We start from the raw sequence: 23,065 nt of genomic DNA, 5'->3' as shown, positions 1-23,065 counted from the left end.
TTTGCTCCCGCTATTTAAGAATGATACTGGTCGCGTATTCTCGCCGAGGGTCTCCAAAGAAGTCGCTCGGTGACATTTCAACTGCGACCTCTCTCTTGTTGCCCAGCTGCCTCACCACGCTTGATGGAAGGGCGACCTCCGCAGAGCCCTTTTCCGCAAAGGCCGTAGCAATCGGCTTTTCGCCTCTTTCCTTATACTTGGAAAGTCCAAAAAACCTGAAATGAATGTCGCATAAGGGCTTGCCTTCGAACCGAAGGACATACCCAAGAGAATCGGCCGGCAATAACTTCCAGCCGTTAATGCCGAGCCCTTCAGCGCAGTCAAGCATTTGAACATCAGTCCAGGCCGGCTTCAGTTCTCCCGTTGACACGTCATCGCCATACCACAGGGACAGCTTCAAGGGAAGGCGGATGGGCGCCTTATTATCAGCTTGTTGTAAGAGACTTGCATGCCTAAAAAGATTGAATCCGTATTCGCCAGGCTGCTTGAGTGCCTTGAAGAAAAGGGGTCTTGAACCGAGTAACGCCAGCACGGCCCTGTTATACCTCCAACCATAGGAGACAATCTTAAAGTTTGCCGCGCTAGGACCGAGCTCTAGCGCATCCGCCAAACAGATTGGACGCTCTTCGGATAGATTCGCTAGTCTATCTGGTATGTCAACATCTATTGCAGCAAGGGCCAGCTTGGCATCAGTTTCTTTGCCACTCCCTTTCGATCGGATGCGAACGCGCAAGAACTCATCCTTCAGGAGAGCCTTCGCTTCATACCGCTCCCACGCATTGAGAGAATCGGGACTGTCGCATTCGCCTGCCATATCAGCCTCTTCACGAATACGCACAACATCAATGGGAAGGCACGCCTGGAAACCATATTCAGCTACAGCACGCCCGTGATCAATGCTGATGGACAGAGGCCTAAATTCTTGTATGGGTACCACTGCGAATCGGTAGCGGAAAACAACCTTACCACCGGCAGATTTCTGCCTCGCCTCTAGGACGCATTCTTCAATATGCCAACTGAATAGACTCGTTTTTGAGAGATTGAGTTCTATTCTTGCAATACCTGAATTTTCAGTATCGTCCTCATATATGGCGCAACGAGGCATCGACACCAGCTCGCCATCGCAGCAGCACATGATGTCCAAGTCTTTTAGGGCGCTCGCGCCATCAAGCGCTTCAATGCTCACAGAGGGCAGGCCGTCGCTGGTATTGAGTTCGTTCGGAACGCACCCATACAAGTCAACGCCGTCGCTCGTTTCTCCGATAATGCGATGCTTATCAACCTTTGCGACATAACGTTCTTGCCAAACGGCAACTTCCTCGCCCGTAAGCTCGTCAACAACCGAACCTGCCGAACCGGGCTCAACGTCGTAGATATAAATCTGGTTATCGTTCCAATCGCCAGAAGCCTCATACTCCGAAACGGCTTTCATGCCTTGCCCGGGAACGATCTTGTATCCGTCTTTAACAATGTATGCGATACGACGCTTTTTCGTTAACCGCTCGTTCTTGCCACGCAAGCGATAGAAGCCCTTAGCGTCCTTTATAAATTCAAAACAACCGGGCTTGTTCCTACTGAACGACTGGCTCAAAGAGCTAAGCTCGATGTAGTCACCCGCTCGCTCATCTTTCTGCATGAGCTTCAATTCCACGTCGTAACGAGCCCGAGGGTTAACGGCAATACTGACGGCATTCAAAATGCATTTTCCGACACTCATATCGAATTCAGAGCTTGCCTTTAGCTCGCCGTCAACATAATAGTCAATCTTGTCACCAGCAAAATGCAGCGGGAACTGTTGACGCGGCCAGCGCATGGTCACAACACCCTCAGATAAATCCAGCTGCAAACTGGCAATCGGAAGATAGATTAATCGGTGGGTGCCACTTCTCCGCTCTTGCGTCTCAGAAGCAGCCCTTCCTCCGGTCGCCAAGGGCTGCACACGCTCTTGATTGTCACGAAGGGCCTGCATTGCAGCTTCAGGCAGACCGAAACTAGATAGCATCGTGTAGCGGCTTCCAGCCCTATTCGTGTCAACAATTTGCGCCGCCACGCGCATGGACGCCTCAAATAATGGAGCAATGGTTGAATCGGGCGCTTTCTCAAGAATGTTAAGGACTGCCTTTTCGGGAGCATACCGACTCTCAGGGTTCTTTAGCTCCCTAAGAACGGAGCGCCCGTCCATCTCTCCGCCAAAACCTAAACTGCCTTTAGAAACTTCTTTCGCAAGCGGAAGTAATTTCTCCCACAGGTTTGACCAAGAATCTTCCGATAAGCCTCCGTGGAGGAGTGTGGTGTAGAAGTAGTAATTAGCTTCCTCATCACGGCCGTACAAAGGCATTCCACGCTCTTCAACATGTTTCATGAAAATATGCTTTACAAGCCCCTGTACGTTACTGTCGAAAATGCCAAGACTCGCGAAGAAATTGCCCCATAAGTTATGATCGTTGAAAACCCTGCGCGCCTTGTCAGCAACATAAACCATAAATGCGTTCGGCAAACACCTATCAATCAGCATCAGAACAATGCGAGGTTTTGTCGGGTAACGTTTTATGAGTTCTTCAAAAGCAGCGCTGAGCTCATCAAGGTCTGCCGAGAATTCCTCAAACGTCTGATAAACCATGACGTTTTCAGACCTTGAGTCAAGGTCGTCAAAGGCACCCCGAGCTCTTTCTTCAAATTCCTCCAACTTTGCCGAAAACAACCCATGCGAGCGTGTGAGCGGAAAATGGCTCAAGTCGTATTCATATTGCTCTATCGAGGACGCTGTCTCGGTATTTGACTCGCGAGGAGATTGGCTTTTCGGCAGGACTTTCACGTTCGTCGTATTCTCGACCATCTTGGGCTGAAGCATGGAGGCCGCGAAGTCGTCGGGGGCCGCACGGTATTTCTTTCGCATCCTTATGATTGAATCGGCATATCTGCTATCAAAACGAGCGTCTATTTCTTTATCGGCAAGAGACAAAAGATCGGGCAAGTAGCAGAAGCCAGCTTTCTGAATTGAACGCTTCAGCCGTACATCATCAAAACTAAGCTCCGAGATGGACGTTTTCTCCAACCTCTCCAAGTAGTTCGATTCGCTCATCAGCATCCCCTATGCCGCGATTGCATTTGATGCCGTCATTTCTGGCCTTTTATTAACACCGGTCTGGCATGACGTGCTTTTAATCATACCGTGAGACACATACGCAACCCAACGAACAAAGCTGTCCAATGGGCCGTTTCTGCAGACGGTCGTTATCATCCGGTGAACAGCGCTTGGAAGTACCTGCTATGGCTCAAGTGTCTTTTATTGCACAACAAAACCGCCGCCAAAATGATTCGATTGTGAACATAGATGCACGGATCTGCCGACCGGGAGTCTAGGTTTTCCCTACGGTCTGTCGCCTTGCCCCAATCCCGCAAGGTGCCCACACGCTATTATCGATATAAATTGAATGGGCAAGCATTACAGGAGGGGCTCTGCGTGCCAATTGAAAAGCAAGTTCCATACTTGCAAAACACTTCTGGCTCGGTAATTGACAACCACTACGAAGCTCATAGGGCTGTCCAGCTCTCCATCGCCCGCGGCTACGCTGACCTTGTCAACGGCCGCGTGCGTCCTTGGAAGCAGGCAAAAGCAGAGGCAGATCGGATGCGAGCCATCAGGTAAGGTCACCCCTCCCCCATGTAACCATCCTGTAAATCATAGCGGCGCGGTCGAGTTTTACCGTGATGCGGTCGCGCCTAGCGCTCCACTGTGCTAAAGTATCCCGAACGTTCAAACGACTACGAGGGGAACTAGAAGATGGCACGTGTGCACAACTTCTCAGCTGGCCCGGCCGCGCTGCCCACAAGCGTGCTCGCCGAGATCGCCGACGAGATGATGGACTACCGCGGTTGCGGCATGTCCGTGCTCGAGATGAGCCATCGATCTAGCATGTACCAGCAGATCATCGACGACGCCGAGGCAACCCTGCGCCGCCTGCTGAGCATCCCCGACAACTACCGTGTCCTGTTTTTGCAGGGCGGCGCCACGCTGCAGTTTGCGGGCATCCCCATGAACCTCATGCGCCGCGGCCGCGCCGGCTACGTCGTGACCGGCAACTTCGCCAACAAGGCGTACAAGGAGGCCGCCAAGTACGGCGAGGCCGTGCTGCTCGCGAGCTCCGAGGACACCAATTTCGACCGCATTCCCACCATGGCCAATATCAACGCGCGCATTGCCGCCGAGGCCGCGGGCGACGGGCTCGACTACGTCTACATCTGCCAGAACAACACCATCTTTGGCACCATGTACCACGAGCTGCCCGCTTGCGGCGATGTGCCGCTGGTCGCCGACGTCTCGAGCTGCTTTCTGTCGCAGCCGCTCGACGTCGAGCGCTACGGGCTCATTTACGCCGGCGCGCAGAAAAACGCCGGTGCCGCGGGCGTGACCGTGGTCATCGTGCGCGACGACCTCATTGCAGACGGCCCAGCCTTTGCGCAGACGCCGCAGTACCTGGACCTTAAGACCCAGGCTGCCAAGGGCTCCATGCTCAACACGCCCAACACCTTTGGCATCTACGTATGCGGCAAGGTATTCCGCTGGGTGGAGCAAGCCGGCGGACTAGCCGCCATGGCCGAGCGCAACTGGGCCAAGGCCAACCTGCTCTATGACCTGCTCGAGCACAGCAAGCTGTTCCATGGCACCACGCAGGCCGGCAGCCGCTCCATCGCTAACGTCACCTTCCGCACCGGCGACGCCGATCTCGACGCGGCCTTTGTCGCAGGCGCAGCCGAGCACCAGATTCAAAACGTCAAGGGCCATCGCCTGGTGGGCGGCATGCGCGCCAGCGTCTACAACGCCGTAACCATGGAAGATGTGCAGGCACTGGCCTCGTACATGAAGGCCTTCGAAGCGCAGCATAGTTTGAGTCCGCGATCTAACTAGCCCGCAACCCGCGGGCCGACCAGCCACTTCAAACCACTTGTTATAAACAAACCCGCTAAGGAGTTTTTCATGCGCAAGATCAAAACCATCGACGACATTACCAAAGACGGCAAGGTCGAGTTTGGCGAGGGCTACGAGTTTGTGGGCACCGCCGAGGAGGCCGACGCCATCCTTATGCGCTCCACCGACCTGCACGGCTACGAGCTGCCCGAAGGCATCCGCGCCATCGCCCGCTGCGGCGCCGGTGTCAACAACATCCCCATCGAGGAGTACGCCAAGAAGGGCGTCGTCGTCTTTAACTCCCCCGGTGCCAACAGCAACGCCGTCAAGGAGCTCGTCCTGGGCATGCTGGTGCTCTCGAGCCGCGGCGTGGTGCAGTCGATGAACTGGGTGCGCGACAACGCCGACGACCCCGAGATTCAGGTCGACGCCGAGAAGGCCAAGAAGGCCTTTGTGGGCCGTGAGCTCAAGGGCAAGCGCATCGGCGTCATCGGTCTGGGCAACGTGGGCTCCAAGGTCGCCAACGCCTGCGTCGACCTGGGCATGGACGTCTACGGCTACGATCCGTTCATTTCCGTCGAGCACGCGTGGGTGCTGAGCCGCGAGGTGCAGCGCGTGGGCACGCTCGAGGACCTCTGCCGCGGCTGCGACTACCTCACCGTGCACGTGCCCAGCAAGGCCGACACCATCGGCATGATCAGCACCGAGCAGATCGACCTGCTGGCCCCGGGCGCCGTGCTCATCAACTACGCGCGCGAGACCATCATTGACGAGGACGCCGTCGACGCAGCCCTGCGCGCGGGCAAGCTGAGCTGGTTTAGCTGCGACTTTGCCACGCCCAAGACCGTCAAGATGCCCAATACGTTTATCACCACGCACTCGGGCGCCGGCACCGGCGAGGCCGAGGCCAACTGCGCCGATATGGCCATCAGCGAGCTCAAGGACTACCTGGAGAACGGCAACATCGCGCACAGCGTCAACTACCCCGCCTGCAGCATGGGCAAGGCGCGCGCCGCAAGCCGCATTGCCTGCCTGCATGCCAACGTGCCCAACATGATCGGCCAGATCACGGCGATCCTGGCCAAGGACAACGCCAACGTGCAGCGTATGACCAACGAGTCCGCCGGCGAGAACGCCTACACCATGTTCGACACCGACGAGCACCTGGACAGCAGCACCATCGAGGCGCTCAAGCAGATTCCTTCGATGTATCGCGTACGCGTGATCAAATAGCGTCGGCGCCAAGCCTGCCAGACAGGCAATGAAGCTCATTCGGCCCCCGTTTTCGCGAAACGGGGGCCGATTTCGTTGCTCCGGCTGGTTTTGAAAATGCTACCCAGAATAAGTTTTTTCGGATAATCGACAGTCATGCCCAAATCACTGAGCACACCTGCTTTGATAAACACCTTTATCAGTGGTTTTAGTAGGTAAAAATCGATCTCTATATGCCAAATTTAAGTTGACTGTCCATTTTCCGAAACAACTTATTCTAGATAGCATTTTTAGGGCCATCCAAAGGCGAAATTGAAGCCTTTTCGTAACCAAACCCTAGCTCACGCGACCGTTTTCCACCCGCACGGCTACATTCCCGCCCAATCGATAAAAATCTCCTCACGAAGCCGCCGTTCGAGCTCCTGCTGCCGCGGCGTCTTGTCTTTCAACGGCACATCGAGATAGGACATGATGAGTTCCATCACCACGCGGAAGGCATCGGAGTCGACCAGCTGACCATAGGTCATCAGAACGACAGGATATCCCATCGCTTGAAGGGCCGTCGTTCGATCGGAGTCCGAGATCTTGGATTCTATGGATCCGTGAATGGCTTTACCTTGGCATTCAACCAGGCACTCTCTGCTGCCGTCCTTATTTGACAGCAGGATATCGGCGTAGCGCCTATCAAGCCCCGAAATCAGGCGGGCGCTGCGCGTCATGCGAATCTCGACGTTATTGGTAAGGCGCAGCCCTTCGCCGCCGCGCAACCTCGTAAGGCCAAACAGCATCGAAGCCTGGACCTCGAGCGGCGATGCCACAACCCCCGTAATGCATTTCGCGGCACGCGTGAACGATTTAGCACCGCGGAGCCCCTGGATCTTATTGGCGAACTCTGTAAGTTCAGAGAGCTCAATCAAGGGAGGTCGTTTCCACAGGTCCGTTGGATTCCCCGAGGTATCCTTTACGTTTTCCCAGCCCAACCGTGCGTCACCCCACCGGCTCCCATATGCCTGCTCAAGCGCCGACTTTACCTGAGACGCAATCTTGCACACGGCAAAGGTGCCGCACATCTCATACATGCACATGATCAGGCGCTCATTTGAGACCGAGGAAGCCAGGGTCAGCAGGGTAAAGAGCGGGGACGCAACATCAAGGCCAAACTCTGTCTGCCGCACGGAATCAAACGGCCTCTCCCCGTTCCAGACATGCCTGACAATTCGACCGCCCTTGCGCCCGCAGAGGCCCTGCGCCAACACGTGTAGCGGAGTGCCCAGGAAATGCTTGACGAGCGGGTGCTCACAAAGATGCTCCCTGCGCGGATCGTCCGCAGAATCGGGCAGGTCCGGCATTATTGCCAAGACCTGCGGAGGTATCCGGTGATACCGAAAGGCAGATATGTCGCACAGCATGTCATCCATGAAGGATACGTACCCATTGCGTCGTTTGTGAGCCTGCCCGGACGCCAAACGCGATGGCTCGGCCTGTGAACGGTTAATACTGCTACGCACACGTCGCGAATCTTCCAGGTGGCTTACAATCGGTTTTGGAAACAAACTGATTGTGAGGTTGCATATGGTTGATGAGAACTTTGCCTGGCGGCTTACGCAGGAGCTCGTGAAGATTGATAGCTCGGACCCGGGCGCCTACGAAGGAGAGATCGAACACTTCATTAAGAGGCTCATTGAACAGCAGCTGGCGCAGCTTGATAGTCCTGCACTCGATGCCGTGCAGGTTGCAGAGCTCGAAGTACTCCCCGGGCGCCGCAACCTTATGGTCACCGTGCCGGGTGTGAGCGACGAGGCGCGACTCGTCTACATCTGCCATATGGATACCGTCACCCTAGGAGATGGCTGGAACGCGGACACACCGCCACTCGGGGCGACCGTGCGCAACGACAAACTCTATGGCCGCGGCGCCTGCGACATGAAGGGCGGCCTGGCTTGCGCCATTGCCGCACTGGTCCATACGCTCGAGCGCGTGGCGGCGGATGGTGAGCTGCCCCACCGCGGCTTCTCGCTTATTTGCTCGGTCGACGAAGAGGACTTTATGCGCGGCTCCGAGGCCGCCATCGATGCCGGCTGGGTCGGCTCGCGCGAATGGGTGCTGGACACCGAGCCCACCGACGGACAGATTCAGGTGGCGCACAAGGGTCGCACGTGGTTCGAGATCGAGATGACCGGCGTCACGGCGCATGCGAGCCAGCCCTGGAAGGGAGCGGATGCCATCGCCGCCATGGCCGAGGCCGTCTGTGCGCTGCGCCATGCGTTTGCAGCGTTGCCCGCACATGAGGAGCTGGGGGCTTCGACCATCACGTTTGGACAGATCGAGGGCGGCTATCGCCCCTATGTCGTGCCCGACCGTGCCAAGGTCTGGGTCGATATGCGCCTGACGCCGCCGACCGATACGGCCGCCGCGACGCGCATGGTAGAGCAGGCCATCGCCGGCGCCGAAGCCGCAATCCCCGGTTGCCATGGAAGCTATACCGTGACAGGCGACCGCCCCGCCATCGAGCGCGATCCGGTCTCTCCCCTTCTAGCCGCGCTCAAGCGTGCCGCCGACGACGTGACAGGCGCGGACGCGACCGTCGGCTTCTTTACCGGCTACACCGACACTGCCGTCATTGCCGGCAAGACGGGTAACCGCAACTGCATGAGCTATGGCCCAGGCTCGCTCGCGCTCGCCCATAAGCCCAACGAATATGTGCCCCACGCCGATATCGTTCGCTGCCAGCGGGTGCTGATCGCGCTCGCCGACAACACGCTCTGGGGCGCGAATAGCCAAGTTGGGGCATAATAAGCCGCAAACAAACCGACTCGCGCGTTAGGACTGTCCATGAAAGCTCTTCCGTTTCCCTGCATCCGCCCAGCTCAGGATCGCGTGCTCGAAGCGCTGCCTGCGATGGACAGCATTCTGAGTGACAACGACGCCCTGCGCGGCGCGATTGCCGATGGGCTCATGCTCAAGGATCCGGGCGCGGCATACTACGTGTACGAGTGCTCCGGAGAGCCGGGACGCGTGACGGGCGTTGTGGCGATCTGCCCGGTTAACGTGCTGACGGGTAACGACGAGGCTGCCGCCGAGAGCGTCGACGCACTCGCCGCCGCGCGCGCGATCGCCGAGCTTAAGGTGCAGCCGCGCCCCGTGTCGCTCGCCTACGAGGCGTCGCCCGTCATGGATATCATCCTTGGCGCCGCCAAAGAGGGCGCATCGCTCTATGCCGTCACCGACCCCGCCGGCATTACGCATCGCGTATGGGAAGTCAAGCGCGAGGACGCCGTTGCCGCCATCCGAGCCATGCTCGATCAGGCACCGGAGCCGGCGCCGGCAGACGACCCCGCCTACGCTGCCGCACTAGCAGGGGCGTCGCAGTTGCTGGCCGATGAGGCCCGCGCAGCCGGCACCTACACGGGCAAAGAGCCGTTCAACTTTACCGTGGCCGTGCTGTTCCCCGCCGCGCAGGTCAGCGGCGGCGCGCCGCAGGTTCCGACGGGTCTGCTCACTCACCAGATCTCACGGTTCTAGCGAACTCAAACGCGACGCTGGAAAACCCAGCATCCAAACAAGCAAGGGGCGGAGATGCAATGCCCGTGCATGCATCCCCGCCCCTTTCACATCAAACAATTACGCCGGCGACCCGCATCGCCGCACCCGCGCTACCCACGCCGCGGGCCCGCTGCCGCCACGAGTGGCTCTAGCCCCAGCTCACGCGCGTAATCCTCCTGCGTAAAGACTTCGACCAGTTCAAACGTATCGGTTGCATCGTCAAACGCAAAATGCAGAACCGAGCAGTTGCCCGGCACGCGCTCGCGCTCGTCGGCCGCCGCTCCCCTAGAGTGGTCCAAAAACTCCTTGATGGCCGAGGCATGGCTCACCGCGAGCACGCACGAATGGTCCGGGCGTCGCATAAGATCGGTCAACGTCGTCACCATGCGCTCACGTACCTGCATCTGGCCCTCCCCGCCAAACTGACGATAAAAGTCACGCCACGGACGCTCGGGCATCAGCATCACGCGCTCGGCCTCAAAGTCGCCAAAGAACCACTCGCGCAGGCCATCCAGACGCTCGTAGGCAAGGCCCGGCCACAGGCTGGCGATAGTCTGCTCGGTGCGGTGCAGCGTCGAGGTGTAGGCGTGATCGGGCTCAACGCCACGCGCACGCAAGAACATACCGGCACGCGCCGCCTGCTCGCAGCCCAACTGCGTGAGCGGCGAATCGCTCCATCCCTGAATAATGCGTTTAAGGTTGAATATCGTCTGTCCATGACGGACCAGATACAGATCTTTGTTCATAGGGGTCCTTTCGTTCGTTACCAATCAAGGAGCGAAAACGCCCCGTCGCAATAGCCAAAATGAAGCACGGCACCGTTGTCGGGCTGCTCTCCCCCGCCGGTCACGCATCTAAGAAACTCCTGGCAGGCAGAGCCATGAGAGACCGCAAGCACACGATCGTGCTGCGGTCGGGCCATAATACGGGACAGCGCCGCGACCATGCGCGCCCGAAGCTCGCCTTCCGACTCGCCACCAAAGGCCACCGGATAATCGCCCCAGGGCTGCGGCGGCATATCGCGATTTGATGTGCCCTCCAGCGTGCCCAGGCGCCACTCGCGCAAATCATCGACTGGCTCTATGGGAAGATCCTCGCCAACGATCAGCTCGGCCGTGTGGCGCGCCCGACCCAACGGAGACGAATACGCGTGGTCAAAGGAGATGCCGCGCGCCTCAAACGCCGCGCGCGTCGCCAGTGCCTGCTCGCGCCCGCGCTCCGTGAGCGGCGAGTCTTGCCAGCCCTGCAAAATGTTCTGCACGTTAAGCTCGGTCTGCCCATGCCGAACCAAATACAGATCGGACACACGCCCTCCCCTCGCACCACCACAAAGGGGACAGGCACCTTTGTGGTGGTTTGCCGCCGGATCGCGCCGCAACGACGCAACTACACCAGCACGTCGGCAAGCGGACGCTTGGGCACGTGATGCACCTGCGCCTCGTCGCGCCAGTAATTAATAGAACCGTCGGGGTTGGAATCGATCGCGTCGATAACCTGGGTCTCGGCCGGCACGCCAAAAGCCATGATCAGCTTGAGCTCGTACTTGTCGTTATCGAGCCCCATCGCATCGATCGCGCGGGGCGTAAAGGCCTTGAACATGCAAGCCGCCACCTCGGGCGTTGCGCTGCGCGCGGCGAGCATCATCGTCTGAGCCGCGATGCCCGTGTCGACCTCGGTGATAGGCGCGGCGGGCTTGCCGGGAACGGTGCGCTCGGCAAGAATTGCAATGTAGCCGGTCGGACGCTCGCCCTCGACAGGACCCGGCCAGTCCTTGAGCGCCCCGGCCCATGCGAGCTCGTCAAACACGCGAGCGCAGTCCTCGGCACCGCTCACCACATGAAAACGCAAGCGCTGAGCATTGGCGCCACAGGGGACCAGGTGCGCCAGCTCTGCCAGCTCGAGCAAAAACTCGCGCGGCACGCGCATGGACTCGTCAAAACGGCGGCATGTGCGGGCGCGACGGACCAGCGCATCAAACGCATCCAGGCCAAGCTTTTCGCAACCCTGCTTTGCCATCGACTCGGCGCTCAACGGCACCACGGGAACTGCTTCGTTCATAGGGACCCCCAAAAAGCCAATTGTTCTTAGGAAAATCTAACCTAAAACGCAGGCAATAACGAACAGAGCTGCAATGTTCTACACCTGTTGAATAGAAAATCGCAACGTGGGGAACAACGGGAACAAATCGGGGCTTTTGAGTTGCGTTTCGCCCTCCCCGGCCCATACGCCAGCGCCTTTAGGCGATACTGGTTGTAACGACCGCGGCTTACGCCGCACGGAAAGGAGGCCTCATGGGCATCTTTAAGAATGACGACCAGCAATCGAGTCTGTTTGGATTTGACGAGAAAAGCATGGCAGGCAAGGCGATTAAAGCCGTGCGCTGGATCTACGCCGCCACGGGCGTCATCGCGCTCCTCGCCGGCATCGCGCTGCTGTTTGCACCCGCTAAGACCCTCGTCTTTTTGACGACCGTACTGGGCTTCTACTTTGTGATCACGGCTGGCGTCAGGCTGTTCACCGCCATTTTTGAGCCGCTGCTGCCTGCCGGCTGGCGCGTCACGAGCATCCTCGCCAACCTGCTCATCATCTTGGGCGGCGTGGTGATCCTGCGCAACCAGGCGCTTTCGACCGCGACGCTCAGCACGCTCGTGGTGGTCGTGGCCGGCTTTGGCTGGATTGTCGAGGGCATCATGTCGATTCTGGAGTCCGAGCTTTCTTCCAACCGCGCCCTCGCCATCCTGAGCGGCGCGCTCTCCATCATCGCCGGCGTGTTCGTGTTCATCTATCCGCTGTGGTCGGCAAAGATGCTCGTCATCTTTACCGGCGCTGCACTCCTGGTGTTTGGCGTGACGCTGGTTATTCGCGCTATCCGCTTTGGCAAGCTGGTGCACTAGATGCCGCGAACGCTGTTTATTGATGCCGACGCCTGCCCGGTTACGCGTGAGTCGATCGACTGCGCGCGACGGGCGGGTGTTGCCGTGGTTGTCGCCGGCAACAGCACGCAAAACCTGGAGCGGCACATTCGCCGTGACGACCCGCGCGATGCCGAGCACGCGCGACGTGGCTTTTGGGTCACAACGCTCGACGTGAGCGTAGGCGCCGATAGCGCCGACTTTGCCATTATCGAGCGTCTGCAGGCAGGCGATGTGGTCGTGACACAGGACATTGGCCTGGCCAGCATGGTGCTCGGTCGCGATGCCGCCGCCATCGGCGTGCGCGGGCGCGTGTACGACAAAGCCACCATCGATATGCAGCTGTTTATTCGTCACGAAGAAAAGAAAGTGCGCCGCGCCGGCGGTCGCACCCGTGGACCGGCAGCCTTCACCAGCGAAGACCGCGCCCGCTTTAAGCGCAACCTCACCGACCTGCTGCGCTAACCAAGGTAGATTTTTGGGACATGTCTAAAAATCTACCTTTTTGTTTTGGCGATTGGCGCGCATCCAACGCCGATCATGGCGGTAGATGTTTGAGGCATGCCCCAGTTTTTACGGGATACCTCAAACATCTACTTAGAGGCCAAAGGCGGAAAGGATAAGGCCCCAGCCGGCGCCGATGACGTACATCATGACCAGGAACACGACGTTTTCGCGGGCGCTGCGGTTGGTGCGGAACAGCACCAGGTAACCCACGCCGGCAGAAATGAGCGTGCCGGCGAGCATCGGTGCCAGCTGCAGCGCGCCTTCCAGATACAGCTGCGTAATGACCACGCTCGCCGAGCAGTTGGGAATGAGGCCGACAAGCGCCGAACCCAGGACGGCGAGCGTCTCGTTGCCGCGCAGGAACTGCTCAATCGCGGACTCGCCAAAGGTCTCGAGCACGGCGACCAGAATCAGCGTCACCAGGAAAATGAATACCGAAACCTGTACGGTATGCGAAATCGCGCTGCGGATAATCGACAGGACGGGCGCGCCTTTGTGTGAGTGGGAGTGACCGTGGTGGTGTTCGTGCTCGCCCTCGTGTCCGTGGTCGTGGCCATGTCCGTGGTCACGCTCGTCCTCGTCTTCATCACAACCGCAATGGTCGCGCTCGCACAGCTCATGGATGTGGTCGGCGCTCACGCCCGCCTCGGCCACCTCGTCGATGATGTCACCGCCGCTGTGATCGTCATGTGCGCAGTTAACGTGCGCCGGATTGGCAGCGGTTCCCAACACGGTACGGCGGATCGCCGCATGAGCACGGGCGTTGCGACGCAGGCCGCGAATGGCGGCATCCACGATAAAGCCCGTGACCAGCGCGATCAGCGCCTTCGAAGCCAAAAGCATCGCCATGGTCTGCACGGGAACCTGCTCGGCAAGCAGCAGTGGCAGCATCTCGTCGGAGGTCGAGAGAAACACCGCCACCAGGGTGCCCAACGTCACGACGCGACCGGCGTACAGCGTTGCCGCCATCGCCGAAAAGCCACACTGCGGCACCATGCCCAGCAACGAGCCAACCACGGGGCCAGCGGCGCCGGCACGCTTGATGGCGCCGTTGACGCGATCGCCCGCCACATGCTCCAGCGTCTCGAGGGCCAGATATGTCACCAACAAGAACGGCACCAGCGAGAGCGTGTCCTTGCCGGCGTCGAGCAAAATATCAATCAGCAAATCCATGACGGATGGAACCTTTCGTGTCTTTCGGCAGCATTGTAAAAGTCCTAGCGGTCAACTAGGGTATTGTAGTTGTCCTAGGCGTGATGCCAATAGTTGCATGTGGTAAACTATCATCTCGCCACATCTCAATGACCCCGAGCCGCACGACGCGGCCCGTCCAAGGAGCAGTATATGAACGTTTCGCAAGCACTCGAATACGAGCGCCAGCCGTTTATCCCCATGTTCATCTATGGCGATCACGCCGCCATGGAATCCGAGCGTCAAAAAGGCGAAGAGGCCCTCAAGGTGCTCGAGACCGAGTACTTTACCGCCGAGGGCGACCCTGGCTTCGACTTTGCCACCGTGCGCGACCTGGCCGACCGCAACCGCGACCTATGCGACCAGATTGGCGAGGCGCGTCTGCGCAACGTGACGCCCGTGACGCTTTCGCGCGGCCTGTCCGACGCCGATACCTGCGCCGCCATCGGCAAGATGCAAAAGCGCACCGCCGCGTCCGTCATGCGCGAGATCCGCGGCGACCGCGATGCGCTCGGCGTGGCGTACGCCCGCAAGCCCATCCAGGGCACGGTGCTCGGCATCGACATCGAGACCACCGGCCGTGCACCCGAGCGCGGCTACATCATCAACGTGGGCTGGGAGATCATGGAGCTCACCAGCGACGCCGTCCCGCACGACGCCGAGGCACACTATTGCGGCCTGCCCGATATCTACCGCGGCGAAGATGTGCCGCTGTCGAATATCCATCACATCACCTGGGACGACATCGACGGCAAAACGCCCTTCCGCGAGAACAAGGAGCTGCAAAAGCAGCTGCTCAAGCTCATGAAGAAATACCCGTACATGGCGCACAACGCCGCCTTTGAGGACAGCTGGTTCAAGATCCATCTGGACGGCTATGCCGAGGCGCGCCGAGCCGGCAAGATTATCGTCATCGACTCGCGCCAGATCTGCCGCAGCCTGGACGCCGACGTGCGCTCGCTCCCCCGCGAGTCCGCGCCCGCCGCACTCGAGAACTGGGCACGCCGTCGCGGCACCCTCGCGCCCGACGCCAACGAGCAGCACCTGGGCCTCGACGACACCGACCTCATGCTCCGGACGGTGCAGGCCGAGTTCAACCTCAAAAACCTGTTTGCCAAGTAGATTGCCAAGCAGAGGCGCCATTCGCGAGCAACACTTGCCGGACCATAGCGCCCCGCGCAAAAGCGACACGCGGAGGCGCTCCCCTCAAGCGACGCAAAAATGGGCCGATGTCCAAGCGGATATCGGCCCGTTTTTCGCGCCGTACAACATGGCCCTCCAGCCCCCGATGTCTAGCCGCCGCATAACCAAGAACTTCATCTGCGCATGTTCAAGCCAAATTGCACATTTTTGTTGACGCCGTCTTTGCATCAAAACGATGCTGACCAGCATCAGTTGTGGAGGTCTGCGTAGCCAGCGAGCTGCGACAATGCTCCAAATAGCATCTTTCTCCATCATTGGCGTCAAGCGCTTGGACAGCTTTTGTTATGCCGCGACATTTTACCTTGGCGTTCATTGCGAGCCCCGCTGCCTGGTCTGCCATGCTATCTGTATGAGTATCGTGCTTTCACATAACACGGCAAAAGCGGTCTACCAAGCCGCATACTCGGTATCCGCAATTGGCACCGAGCCCTGCAGCCCTGCCAAGATCTACGGGGCGCGCCCCAGCAAGGAGCTGCTCAACTCTGCCGCCGACTGGCTCGCCAGGCACAACGTCGCACTGGATAACGATGCCCCGCTCGATACAACGGTGTTCGAGCGCGCAAACGTGCGCAGCATGACGGGCTGCAAGTGCCACGTATCATCCAAGCGATTCGCGGGCTCGCGCTTTATCAAGCTTGCCGACGACATCTATATTGTCGGCGTCGAACTCTGTGCGCTTCAGGCCGCAACCTATCTTCCCTTTCGAGAACTTGTGGAGTACTACTTCGAACTGTGTGGAGCCTATTCCCTTGGTCACGATGCCTCGACATCCTATACCGAGCGCTTCGCGCTCACCTCGACTTCGAGCCTTAAACATTTCTTTAACTCCCTCATCGACTGCAAGGGCCTCGAACTTGCCCGAAAAGCCATCCAATGCGTGCGGGACGGATGCCGATCGCCGATGGAAACGGCGTTTGTCATGATGCTCACGCTACCCAGGCGCGAGGGCGGTCTTGGCATTAGCGAGATCGAGACCGACTACGAAGTAAAGGTCACAGCTGCTGCAAAGAATCTCACGCGGCGCGAAAAGTTCTATATGGATGCATATCTCAAGCGGTCCCGAACCGACATCGAATACAACGGATTTCAGCACGATGCCGAAGAAGACCGCGCCATTGACGAAGAGCGCAAGAACGCGCTGGCGTCCATGGGCTACGGAATCATTACCGTCAGTCGCTATTCCTTTATGCACGCCAGCGCCTTCGCCAGGGTTATGGAGGCAATCCAGCGAAAGGAGGGCATTCGCCCATCGCGCCTGCCCAAAGATTTCGCAATCAAGCAAGAAGAGCTGCGACAATTTGTGCTCAGGAGATTTATCGAGGAAAAGAAGCGTATTGAGGAGCTCCTCCGTCAAGACGCAGCGCAGGGTAATGCACTTGAGCTCGAGCGCGCAGTGCTCGAGGGCATCTCGCTGGACGACCCGACGATCAACAATGTCCCGGCCATCGACGACATGCAAGTCATCGAGCTGGATTGCCCGGAGTTCGCCCAAACAAGCACCTCCACACCCGAAGGCAGGGTGTACGGGGCCAGAACAGAGGCGGACTGACAGGGTGGGTACCCCGGCGACGTGCAAAAACGGGAGTTTTCAGCAGAGCCGAGTATCCGAGGCCGGCCGAATTGCCCCATTTTGCACCGAAGCCGCTGTTTTTGATGTAAGTTAGGCAACAGCTGGGGAATATCTATTGCCATTTGCACTCCAGTAAAGCCCTGTGGCGGCAAACGACGCCGTATCATGCAATAAATAACCCCTCGTCGATACTGAAAACTCCCGTTTTTGCACGTCGCTAGGGTACCCACGTTGGCATCGGCGGCCTTATCAGCACCAACCAATGCCCTTAGCCGCCTCTGGGGCCAATCGACAGCAAAAAATTTCGCAAATTATATTGACATATGAACATGCGCTCATATACTCGGAAGTAAGTTATATGAGCACATGTTCATATGAAAGGATATTGCAATGAGCGAACACGCCGATGAAATAAGGACCGATATCGACACCACCATCGTGCCCGACATCCCCACCACTTGCTCGCCCGAGGACCTTCCCGACGAGGAGCTGCTGTACGACCTTGCCGACTTGTTCAAGGTTTTCAGCGACACCACGCGTATCAAGATCCTCTACGCTCTCATGGGCCGCGAGCTCTGCGTGGCAGACATCGCCGAAGCGACTGCGACTTCGCAGTCCGCGGTGTCGCACCAGCTGCGCACGCTCAAACAGTCGCACCTGGTTAAATTCCGGCGCGACGGGCGCAACATCCTCTACTCGCTCGCCGACGATCATGTCTACACCATGCTCAACCAAGGCATGAGCCACATCTGCGAATAGCGACCAACCACGGTACCAGCGCGGCCTGCACCCAAGCCGCAAATACAGGGAAAGGAACCCATCATGAAAAAGCAGTTCAAGCTCGACGAGATCGACTGCGCCAACTGCGCGCGTGAGCTTCAGGACGAACTCGCCAAGCTCGAGGGCGTCAAATCCGTTTCGGTCAACTTTATGACTCAGAAGCTGACGCTCGAAGCCGACGACGCTGAGTTCGACGAGGTCCTCGATCGCGTCGTGGAGTTCACCGCCGACGCCGAGCCGGACTGCGAGATCATTCTCTAGCCTGCGCATACGCTGATACGCAAGGCCGCGCTTGCCGCGGCCTTTGCTCGCGAAATTACATGAGCGAGTGTTCATACATTCAAATGGGAGGATACGAGTCATGGCCACCGCCGACCCCAAGAAGAAAAAGAAGAAGCGCAAGAAAAAAGAGTCACTCGAGCATAAACGCAACCGCATCCTGGTAGCGCTGGGTATTTTTGTCGTGGTGTACGCCCTCGATGAGCTCGGCGCCCTCACCGCCGCATTCGGCACCCCAGGCAACATCTACGCCAGCTTTGTGCTGTTCCTCGTGCCGTTTTTGATTGCCGGCTACGACGTGCTCCAAAAGGCATTCAGCAACATCCGCCGCGGCAAGGCGTTCGACGAGAGTTTCCTCATGGCCGTCGCGACCATCGGCGCGTTTGCCACGGTGCTCTTCCCCGATACCGACCCGCACATGGCCGAAGGCGCCGCCGTTATGCTGTTCTACCAGGTCGGCGAGCTGTTCCAGACATACGCCGTGGGCAAGAGCCGCAAATCGATCAGCGCCATGATGGACATCGCGCCCGATTACGCCAACGTTGAGCAGGCTGACGGCACGCTCGAGCAGGTCTTTCCCGATGACATCGCCGTCGGCACCGTCATTGTCATCAAGCCCGGCGAGCGCGTGCCCATCGACGGCGTTATCGTCGAGGGCGTAACCCAGCTCGACACCGCCGCCCTCACCGGCGAGTCGGTCCCCCGTACCGCCAAGACCGGCGACGATATCATCAGCGGCTGCATCAACATGACGGGTCTTATCCGCGTACGCACCACCAAACCCTTTGGCGAGTCCACCGTCGCGCGCGTCCTGGAGCTCGTGGAAAACGCCAGCGAGAAGAAAGCGCGCACCGAAAACTTCATCACACGGTTCGCCCGCGTCTACACGCCCGCCGTCACCGGCGCGGCAGCGGTGCTCGCGCTCGGCGGCGGCCTGGTGACCGGTGCTTGGTCCGATTGGATCCTACGCGGCCTGACCTTCCTCGTCGTCAGCTGTCCGTGCGCACTCGTAATTAGCGTGCCACTGAGCTTCTTTGGCGGCATCGGCGGCGCGTCCAAGCTGGGAGTTCTCATCAAGGGCTCCAACTACCTCGAGGCGCTCGCCGATGTGGATACCGTCGTCTTCGACAAAACCGGCACGCTCACCAACGGCACGTTCTCGGTCGTCGCGGTGCACCCCGAGGGCGGCTATACCGAGCAATCGCTGCTTGAAGTCGCAGCCCTCGCCGAGTCGTTCTCCGACCACCCCATCGCGCAGTCGGTGCGCGCCGCCTTCCAGGGCCAACTCGACCCCAAGCGTGTATGCGACTCCACCAACGACGCGGGCCATGGCGTGACGGCGAACATCGACGGCAAGCACGTCGTCGTCGGCAACGCCAAGATGCTCGCCGCGGTCGGCATCGAAGCGCCCGATTGCGAGGTCGTCGGCACTATCCTCCATGTGCTGGTCGATGACGTCTATGCCGGTCACATCGTAATTGCCGACACCGTCAAGGCCGATGCCGAGCAAACGATTCGCGAGCTGCACGCCGCCGGCGTCAAGCGCACCGTCATGCTCACGGGAGACCGCGAGGAAGTGGCCGCCGCCGTGGCCAATCAGCTGGGAGTCGATGAGTTCCACGCGCAGCTTCTGCCAGGTGACAAGGTCGAGCGCGTCGAGGCATTGCTGGCGACCGAATCGGGCAAGGGCAAGCTCGCCTTTGTGGGCGACGGTATCAACGATGCGCCCGTGCTCACCCGTGCCGATGTGGGCATTGCCATGGGCGCCATGGGCTCCGACGCCGCAATCGAGGCAGCGGACGTTGTGCTGATGGACGACAAGCCGTCCAACATTTCCCGTGCAATCCGCGTGGCTCGCAAGACCATGACGATTGTTCGGCAGAACATCATCTTTGCACTGGGCATTAAGTTGCTGATTCTGGTGCTCGCGGCGCTTGGCATCGCCAACATGTGGCTCGCCGTCTTTGGCGACGTGGGCGTGGCGATCATCGCCATCCTGAACGCCATGCGCGCGATGGGTGTCAAGAACCTGTAGCATGCGTGGCTGTCCGGCCGGGCGACGCGGCACACAACGCGCAAGGGGCGTCCCCAACTGCCGGCAGAAAAGGAACGTCCCCAAGTGCCGAGCCGCAGCTATAGCAGCCCAAAGTGCTTTGCGGCGTTGTAAATTCCGTCGTCGTCCACGGCAGTCGTCACGTAGCTCGCCGCAGCCTTTACCGTGTCTTGCGCGTTGCCCATGGCCACGCTCGTGCCCACGGCGGCAAACATCGACAGGTCGTTCTCGCCATCGCCAAAGGCGATCGCCTCGCTCGCGTCGATGCCCAGGCGCTCCAGCGTCGCCGCCACACCCAGGTCCTTGCCGCCGTTGGCCGGAATAATGTCGCAGAACAGGTCGCACCAGCGCGTGGTGAGCGAATGCGACACGGCGTCGGTCACGATATGCTCGTCGGCAGGATCCACAAAGGCGCAAAACTGGTAAACCGGCGCATCGAAGGCGTGCTCAAACGGCTCCTCGTGGTAGACGATTCCCGCGTTGTTACCGGCCGTCACCACGCGCTCGGACAGGCGGTTCACAAACGAGTTCTCGCCCTGCATGCACAGCGAGTCGTAGCGCCCCTCGGCCACCTGGTCCACAATCACCGCAACGTCCTCCGGGTCAATCGGGCAGCTACGGTAGACGCCCTCGGCATCAAAACAGTGCTGGCCCGAAAGCGTAATGTACGCATCCCAACCAAGATCGAACAGCCAATCCGGCATCTGGTAGGTCGGACGGCCTGTGGCGATCACGCACGCGATCCCCTGCTCGTGAAAGCTGTCGAGCACTTGCTGCGCCGACGCCGGAATCCGGTGCGTCTTAAAGCTCAGTAGCGTGCCGTCGATATCGAAAAATGCGGCTTTGATCATCCTCGTCTACTCCTCGCCCTCGAGCTTCTCGCTCGCCTCGAGCCACGCCATCTCCAGCTCGTCCATAGCGGCGTGAGCCTCGTCGATCTTTGCCTGCTGCTCGCCCAGCGCCGTGTAGTTGGTGGGGTCGACCTGAGCCATCGCGGCCTCGACCTCCTCCACGCGAGCGCGCTGCGTCTCCATCTTGCGCTCGAGCGAGCTCACCTCGCGGCGGAGCTTCTGGCGCTCGGCATTGGAAAGGCCATTGGGCTGACCGCTCGCCTTGGGCTTTTCGGCCGCAGCTGCCGCGGCACCGGTGTCGAACGTGCCGGTCTTGGCGCTCGGCGCACCCACGGGCTCGCCCTCGGCGGTGGCATTGCACAGGCGCAGGTACTGGTCGACGCCGCCGGGCATGTGCGTCAGGTGGCCGTCGAGCAGCGCCCACTGCTGGTCGGTCACGCGCTCCATCAAAAAGCGGTCATGCGTTACCAGAATCAACGTGCCGGGCCAACCATCGAGCAGGTCCTCGACAATCGCCAGCATGTCGGTATCCAGGTCGTTGCCGGGCTCGTCCAGGATGAGCACATTGGGCTCGTCCAGGATCGTCAGCAGCAGCGACAGGCGACGGCGCTGTCCGCCCGAAAGATCGCCGATACGACTCCAGAGCTGCTGCGTCGTAAAGCCCAGACGCTCGCAGAGCTTCTCGGGCGAGGTCTCCTTGCCATCGATAACGTAGTACTTCTTGTAGTTGCTGAGCACCTCGCGGATCGTGTCGCCCATGTAGGGCTCGAGCTCCTCGAGCTGCTGCGACAGCACGCCAAAGCGCACCGTCTGGCCAATCTTCACGCGGCCGCGCAGGGGCGCGATCTTGCCCTGAATCACATCGAGCAGTGTGGACTTGCCGGCGCCGTTCTCGCCCAAAAGACCATAGCGGTCGCCCGCACCAATGAGCCAGGTCACGTCGGAGAGCACCTGCTTGGGCGCGCCGTCGGTATCGGCATAGCCGGCGTCCACGTCGACCACGTCGATAACCTGCTTGCCCAGGCGACTCACCGCCAGGCGCTTGAGCTCCAGCTCGTCGCGCACGGGCGGCACGTCGGCGATGAGCTCGCGAGCGGCCTCCACACGAAACTTGGGCTTGGTGGAGCGCGCCTGTGCGCCGCGGCTCAGCCACGCGAGCTCCTTGCGCGCCATGTTGCGACGGCGCTCCTCGGTAACGGCGGCCATGCGGTCGCGCTCTACGCGCTGAAGGATATACGCGGAGTAGCCGCCCTCGAAGGGGTCGACCTGGCCGTCGTGGACCTCCCACATGCTGGTACAGACCTCGTCCAAGAACCAACGGTCGTGCGTGACCACGAGCATCGCGCCCTGACCGCGCTGCCAGCGGGCCTTTAAGTGACGCGCGAGCCAATTGATGGTGCGCATGTCCAGGTGGTTGGTGGGCTCGTCGAGCATGAGCACGTCGTAGTCGCCGATCAGCAGGCGCGCGAGGTCCACACGACGGCGCTGGCCGCCCGAAAGCTCGCCCACCGTGCCCTCCCAGGGCACATCGCTAATAAGGCCAGCCAGAATCTGGCGCGTACGCGGGCTCGAGGCCCATTCGTACTCGGGCGTGTCGCCGACGACGGCATGATGCACGGTGTCGGTATCGACCAGGTTGTCCTTTTGGCCGAGCAAACCAATCGTCGTGTCGCGGCGATGCGTCACGCGGCCGTCGTCGGGCTCCAGCGTACCGGCGAGCACACTCAGCAGCGTCGACTTGCCGTCGCCGTTTTTACCGACGATGCCAATGCGGTCACCCTCGTCCACGCCAAGCGTCACGCTATCGAAAATATGCTTGGTGGGAAACTCTAGGCTGACGGAATCGCATCCCAAAAGAATCGCCATATGCCCTGCTCCTTCGTAGAAATTCAACGTTGTCCATGATAGCAGCGAGCCCCACCCCAAACCACCACGAAGGTGCCTGTGAACTGCCTCCCATTTCTTGGACATCGGGAAATGGGAGGTTTTCCATGAGTATAGACCTCAGGGTGAAGCACGACCTGGAGTCCAGGAGGCGGGCCGTCGAGCTCTTCG

The 23,065-nt window shown here is 59.6% G+C and carries 19 protein-coding genes; 11 read left to right on the top strand and 8 right to left on the bottom strand.

Annotation, left to right across the window (positions count from 1 at the left end; all coding sequences use genetic code 11):
* Positions 1-10 precede the first annotated feature (10 nt).
* Entirely contained in the window at positions 11-3,082 is a 3,072-nt protein-coding gene (locus ACTQXM_RS05065) for a hypothetical protein (protein ID WP_441537152.1), read from the bottom strand.
* 702 nt (positions 3,083-3,784) lie between these two features.
* Between ACTQXM_RS05065 and serC the strand changes: the two genes are divergently transcribed.
* Positions 3,785-4,909: a 3-phosphoserine/phosphohydroxythreonine transaminase gene (gene serC / locus ACTQXM_RS05060; protein WP_441537151.1), complete on the top strand. Its 1,125-nt coding sequence runs from the start codon at positions 3,785-3,787 to the stop codon at positions 4,907-4,909.
* Positions 4,910-4,978: 69 nt separating this feature from the next.
* Positions 4,979-6,142, top strand: a complete 1,164-nt coding sequence (locus ACTQXM_RS05055; protein WP_154515718.1) for a phosphoglycerate dehydrogenase — start codon at positions 4,979-4,981, stop codon at positions 6,140-6,142.
* Between the two features lie 347 nt (positions 6,143-6,489).
* On the opposite strand, the gene ACTQXM_RS05050 is transcribed toward ACTQXM_RS05055, so the two are convergent.
* The gene (locus ACTQXM_RS05050; RefSeq protein WP_441537150.1) at positions 6,490-7,539 is read right to left on the bottom strand and encodes a hypothetical protein; all 1,050 of its coding nucleotides are present in this window, start codon (positions 7,537-7,539) and stop codon (positions 6,490-6,492) included.
* Positions 7,540-7,693: 154 nt separating this feature from the next.
* Here ACTQXM_RS05050 and ACTQXM_RS05045 point away from each other — a divergent pair, with 154 nt between their 5' ends.
* Both ACTQXM_RS05045 and ACTQXM_RS05040 read left to right on the top strand, forming a co-directional pair.
* Positions 7,694-8,914, top strand: coding sequence for a M20 family metallopeptidase (locus tag ACTQXM_RS05045; RefSeq protein WP_441537149.1), 1,221 nt, complete (start codon positions 7,694-7,696; stop codon positions 8,912-8,914).
* Between the two features lie 39 nt (positions 8,915-8,953).
* The gene (locus ACTQXM_RS05040) at positions 8,954-9,643 is read left to right on the top strand and encodes a DUF1015 family protein (protein ID WP_441041982.1); all 690 of its coding nucleotides are present in this window, start codon (positions 8,954-8,956) and stop codon (positions 9,641-9,643) included.
* A 131-nt stretch (positions 9,644-9,774) separates the two neighbouring features.
* Here the strand turns inward: ACTQXM_RS05040 and ACTQXM_RS05035 are convergent, their stop codons facing one another.
* The 3 genes from ACTQXM_RS05035 to ACTQXM_RS05025 all read right to left on the bottom strand — a co-directional run bounded on the left by ACTQXM_RS05035 (position 9,775) and on the right by ACTQXM_RS05025 (position 11,722).
* Positions 9,775-10,410, bottom strand: coding sequence for a histidine phosphatase family protein (locus ACTQXM_RS05035; RefSeq protein ID WP_441048236.1), 636 nt, complete (start codon positions 10,408-10,410; stop codon positions 9,775-9,777).
* Between the two features lie 17 nt (positions 10,411-10,427).
* Entirely contained in the window at positions 10,428-10,970 is a 543-nt protein-coding gene (locus tag ACTQXM_RS05030) for a histidine phosphatase family protein (RefSeq protein WP_427747436.1), read from the bottom strand.
* Between the two features lie 80 nt (positions 10,971-11,050).
* A complete protein-coding gene (locus ACTQXM_RS05025; protein ID WP_427794324.1) occupies positions 11,051-11,722 on the bottom strand; it encodes a nitroreductase family protein in 672 nt (223 codons plus the stop codon).
* Between the two features lie 233 nt (positions 11,723-11,955).
* Between ACTQXM_RS05025 and ACTQXM_RS05020 the strand changes: the two genes are divergently transcribed.
* Entirely contained in the window at positions 11,956-12,558 is a 603-nt protein-coding gene (locus tag ACTQXM_RS05020; protein ID WP_441537148.1) for an HdeD family acid-resistance protein, read from the top strand.
* A complete protein-coding gene (locus ACTQXM_RS05015) occupies positions 12,559-13,041 on the top strand; it encodes a YaiI/YqxD family protein (protein WP_154515742.1) in 483 nt (160 codons plus the stop codon). It begins immediately after the preceding gene.
* A gap of 132 nt (positions 13,042-13,173) precedes the next feature.
* On the opposite strand, the gene ACTQXM_RS05010 is transcribed toward ACTQXM_RS05015, so the two are convergent.
* Positions 13,174-14,256: a putative manganese transporter gene (locus tag ACTQXM_RS05010; RefSeq protein ID WP_441537147.1), complete on the bottom strand. Its 1,083-nt coding sequence runs from the start codon at positions 14,254-14,256 to the stop codon at positions 13,174-13,176.
* 171 nt (positions 14,257-14,427) lie between these two features.
* On the opposite strand from ACTQXM_RS05010, the gene ACTQXM_RS05005 reads away from it, so the two are divergent.
* The 5 genes from ACTQXM_RS05005 to ACTQXM_RS04985 all read left to right on the top strand — a co-directional run bounded on the left by ACTQXM_RS05005 (position 14,428) and on the right by ACTQXM_RS04985 (position 20,141).
* Positions 14,428-15,396: a 3'-5' exonuclease gene (locus ACTQXM_RS05005; protein ID WP_427719557.1), complete on the top strand. Its 969-nt coding sequence runs from the start codon at positions 14,428-14,430 to the stop codon at positions 15,394-15,396.
* Between the two features lie 439 nt (positions 15,397-15,835).
* The gene (locus tag ACTQXM_RS05000) at positions 15,836-17,026 is read left to right on the top strand and encodes a hypothetical protein (RefSeq protein ID WP_441537146.1); all 1,191 of its coding nucleotides are present in this window, start codon (positions 15,836-15,838) and stop codon (positions 17,024-17,026) included.
* A gap of 411 nt (positions 17,027-17,437) precedes the next feature.
* Positions 17,438-17,806: an ArsR/SmtB family transcription factor gene (locus ACTQXM_RS04995; protein WP_117794534.1), complete on the top strand. Its 369-nt coding sequence runs from the start codon at positions 17,438-17,440 to the stop codon at positions 17,804-17,806.
* 63 nt (positions 17,807-17,869) lie between these two features.
* A complete protein-coding gene (locus tag ACTQXM_RS04990) occupies positions 17,870-18,088 on the top strand; it encodes a cation transporter (RefSeq protein ID WP_117583778.1) in 219 nt (72 codons plus the stop codon).
* A gap of 100 nt (positions 18,089-18,188) precedes the next feature.
* Positions 18,189-20,141, top strand: coding sequence for a heavy metal translocating P-type ATPase (locus ACTQXM_RS04985; protein WP_441537145.1), 1,953 nt, complete (start codon positions 18,189-18,191; stop codon positions 20,139-20,141).
* 98 nt (positions 20,142-20,239) lie between these two features.
* Here the strand turns inward: ACTQXM_RS04985 and ACTQXM_RS04980 are convergent, their stop codons facing one another.
* A complete protein-coding gene (locus ACTQXM_RS04980; RefSeq protein ID WP_441063030.1) occupies positions 20,240-21,010 on the bottom strand; it encodes a Cof-type HAD-IIB family hydrolase in 771 nt (256 codons plus the stop codon).
* A gap of 6 nt (positions 21,011-21,016) precedes the next feature.
* Entirely contained in the window at positions 21,017-22,876 is a 1,860-nt protein-coding gene (locus ACTQXM_RS04975; protein WP_441537144.1) for an ABC-F family ATP-binding cassette domain-containing protein, read from the bottom strand.
* Positions 22,877-23,065 lie beyond the last annotated feature (189 nt).

The sequence above is a fragment of the Collinsella sp. LCP19S3_D3 genome (assembly GCF_052121455.1).
GTDB lineage: Bacteria > Actinomycetota > Coriobacteriia > Coriobacteriales > Coriobacteriaceae > Collinsella.
Note: the sequence above shows the minus strand (reverse complement) of the source record. Positions and strands in the feature narration are given on the sequence as shown.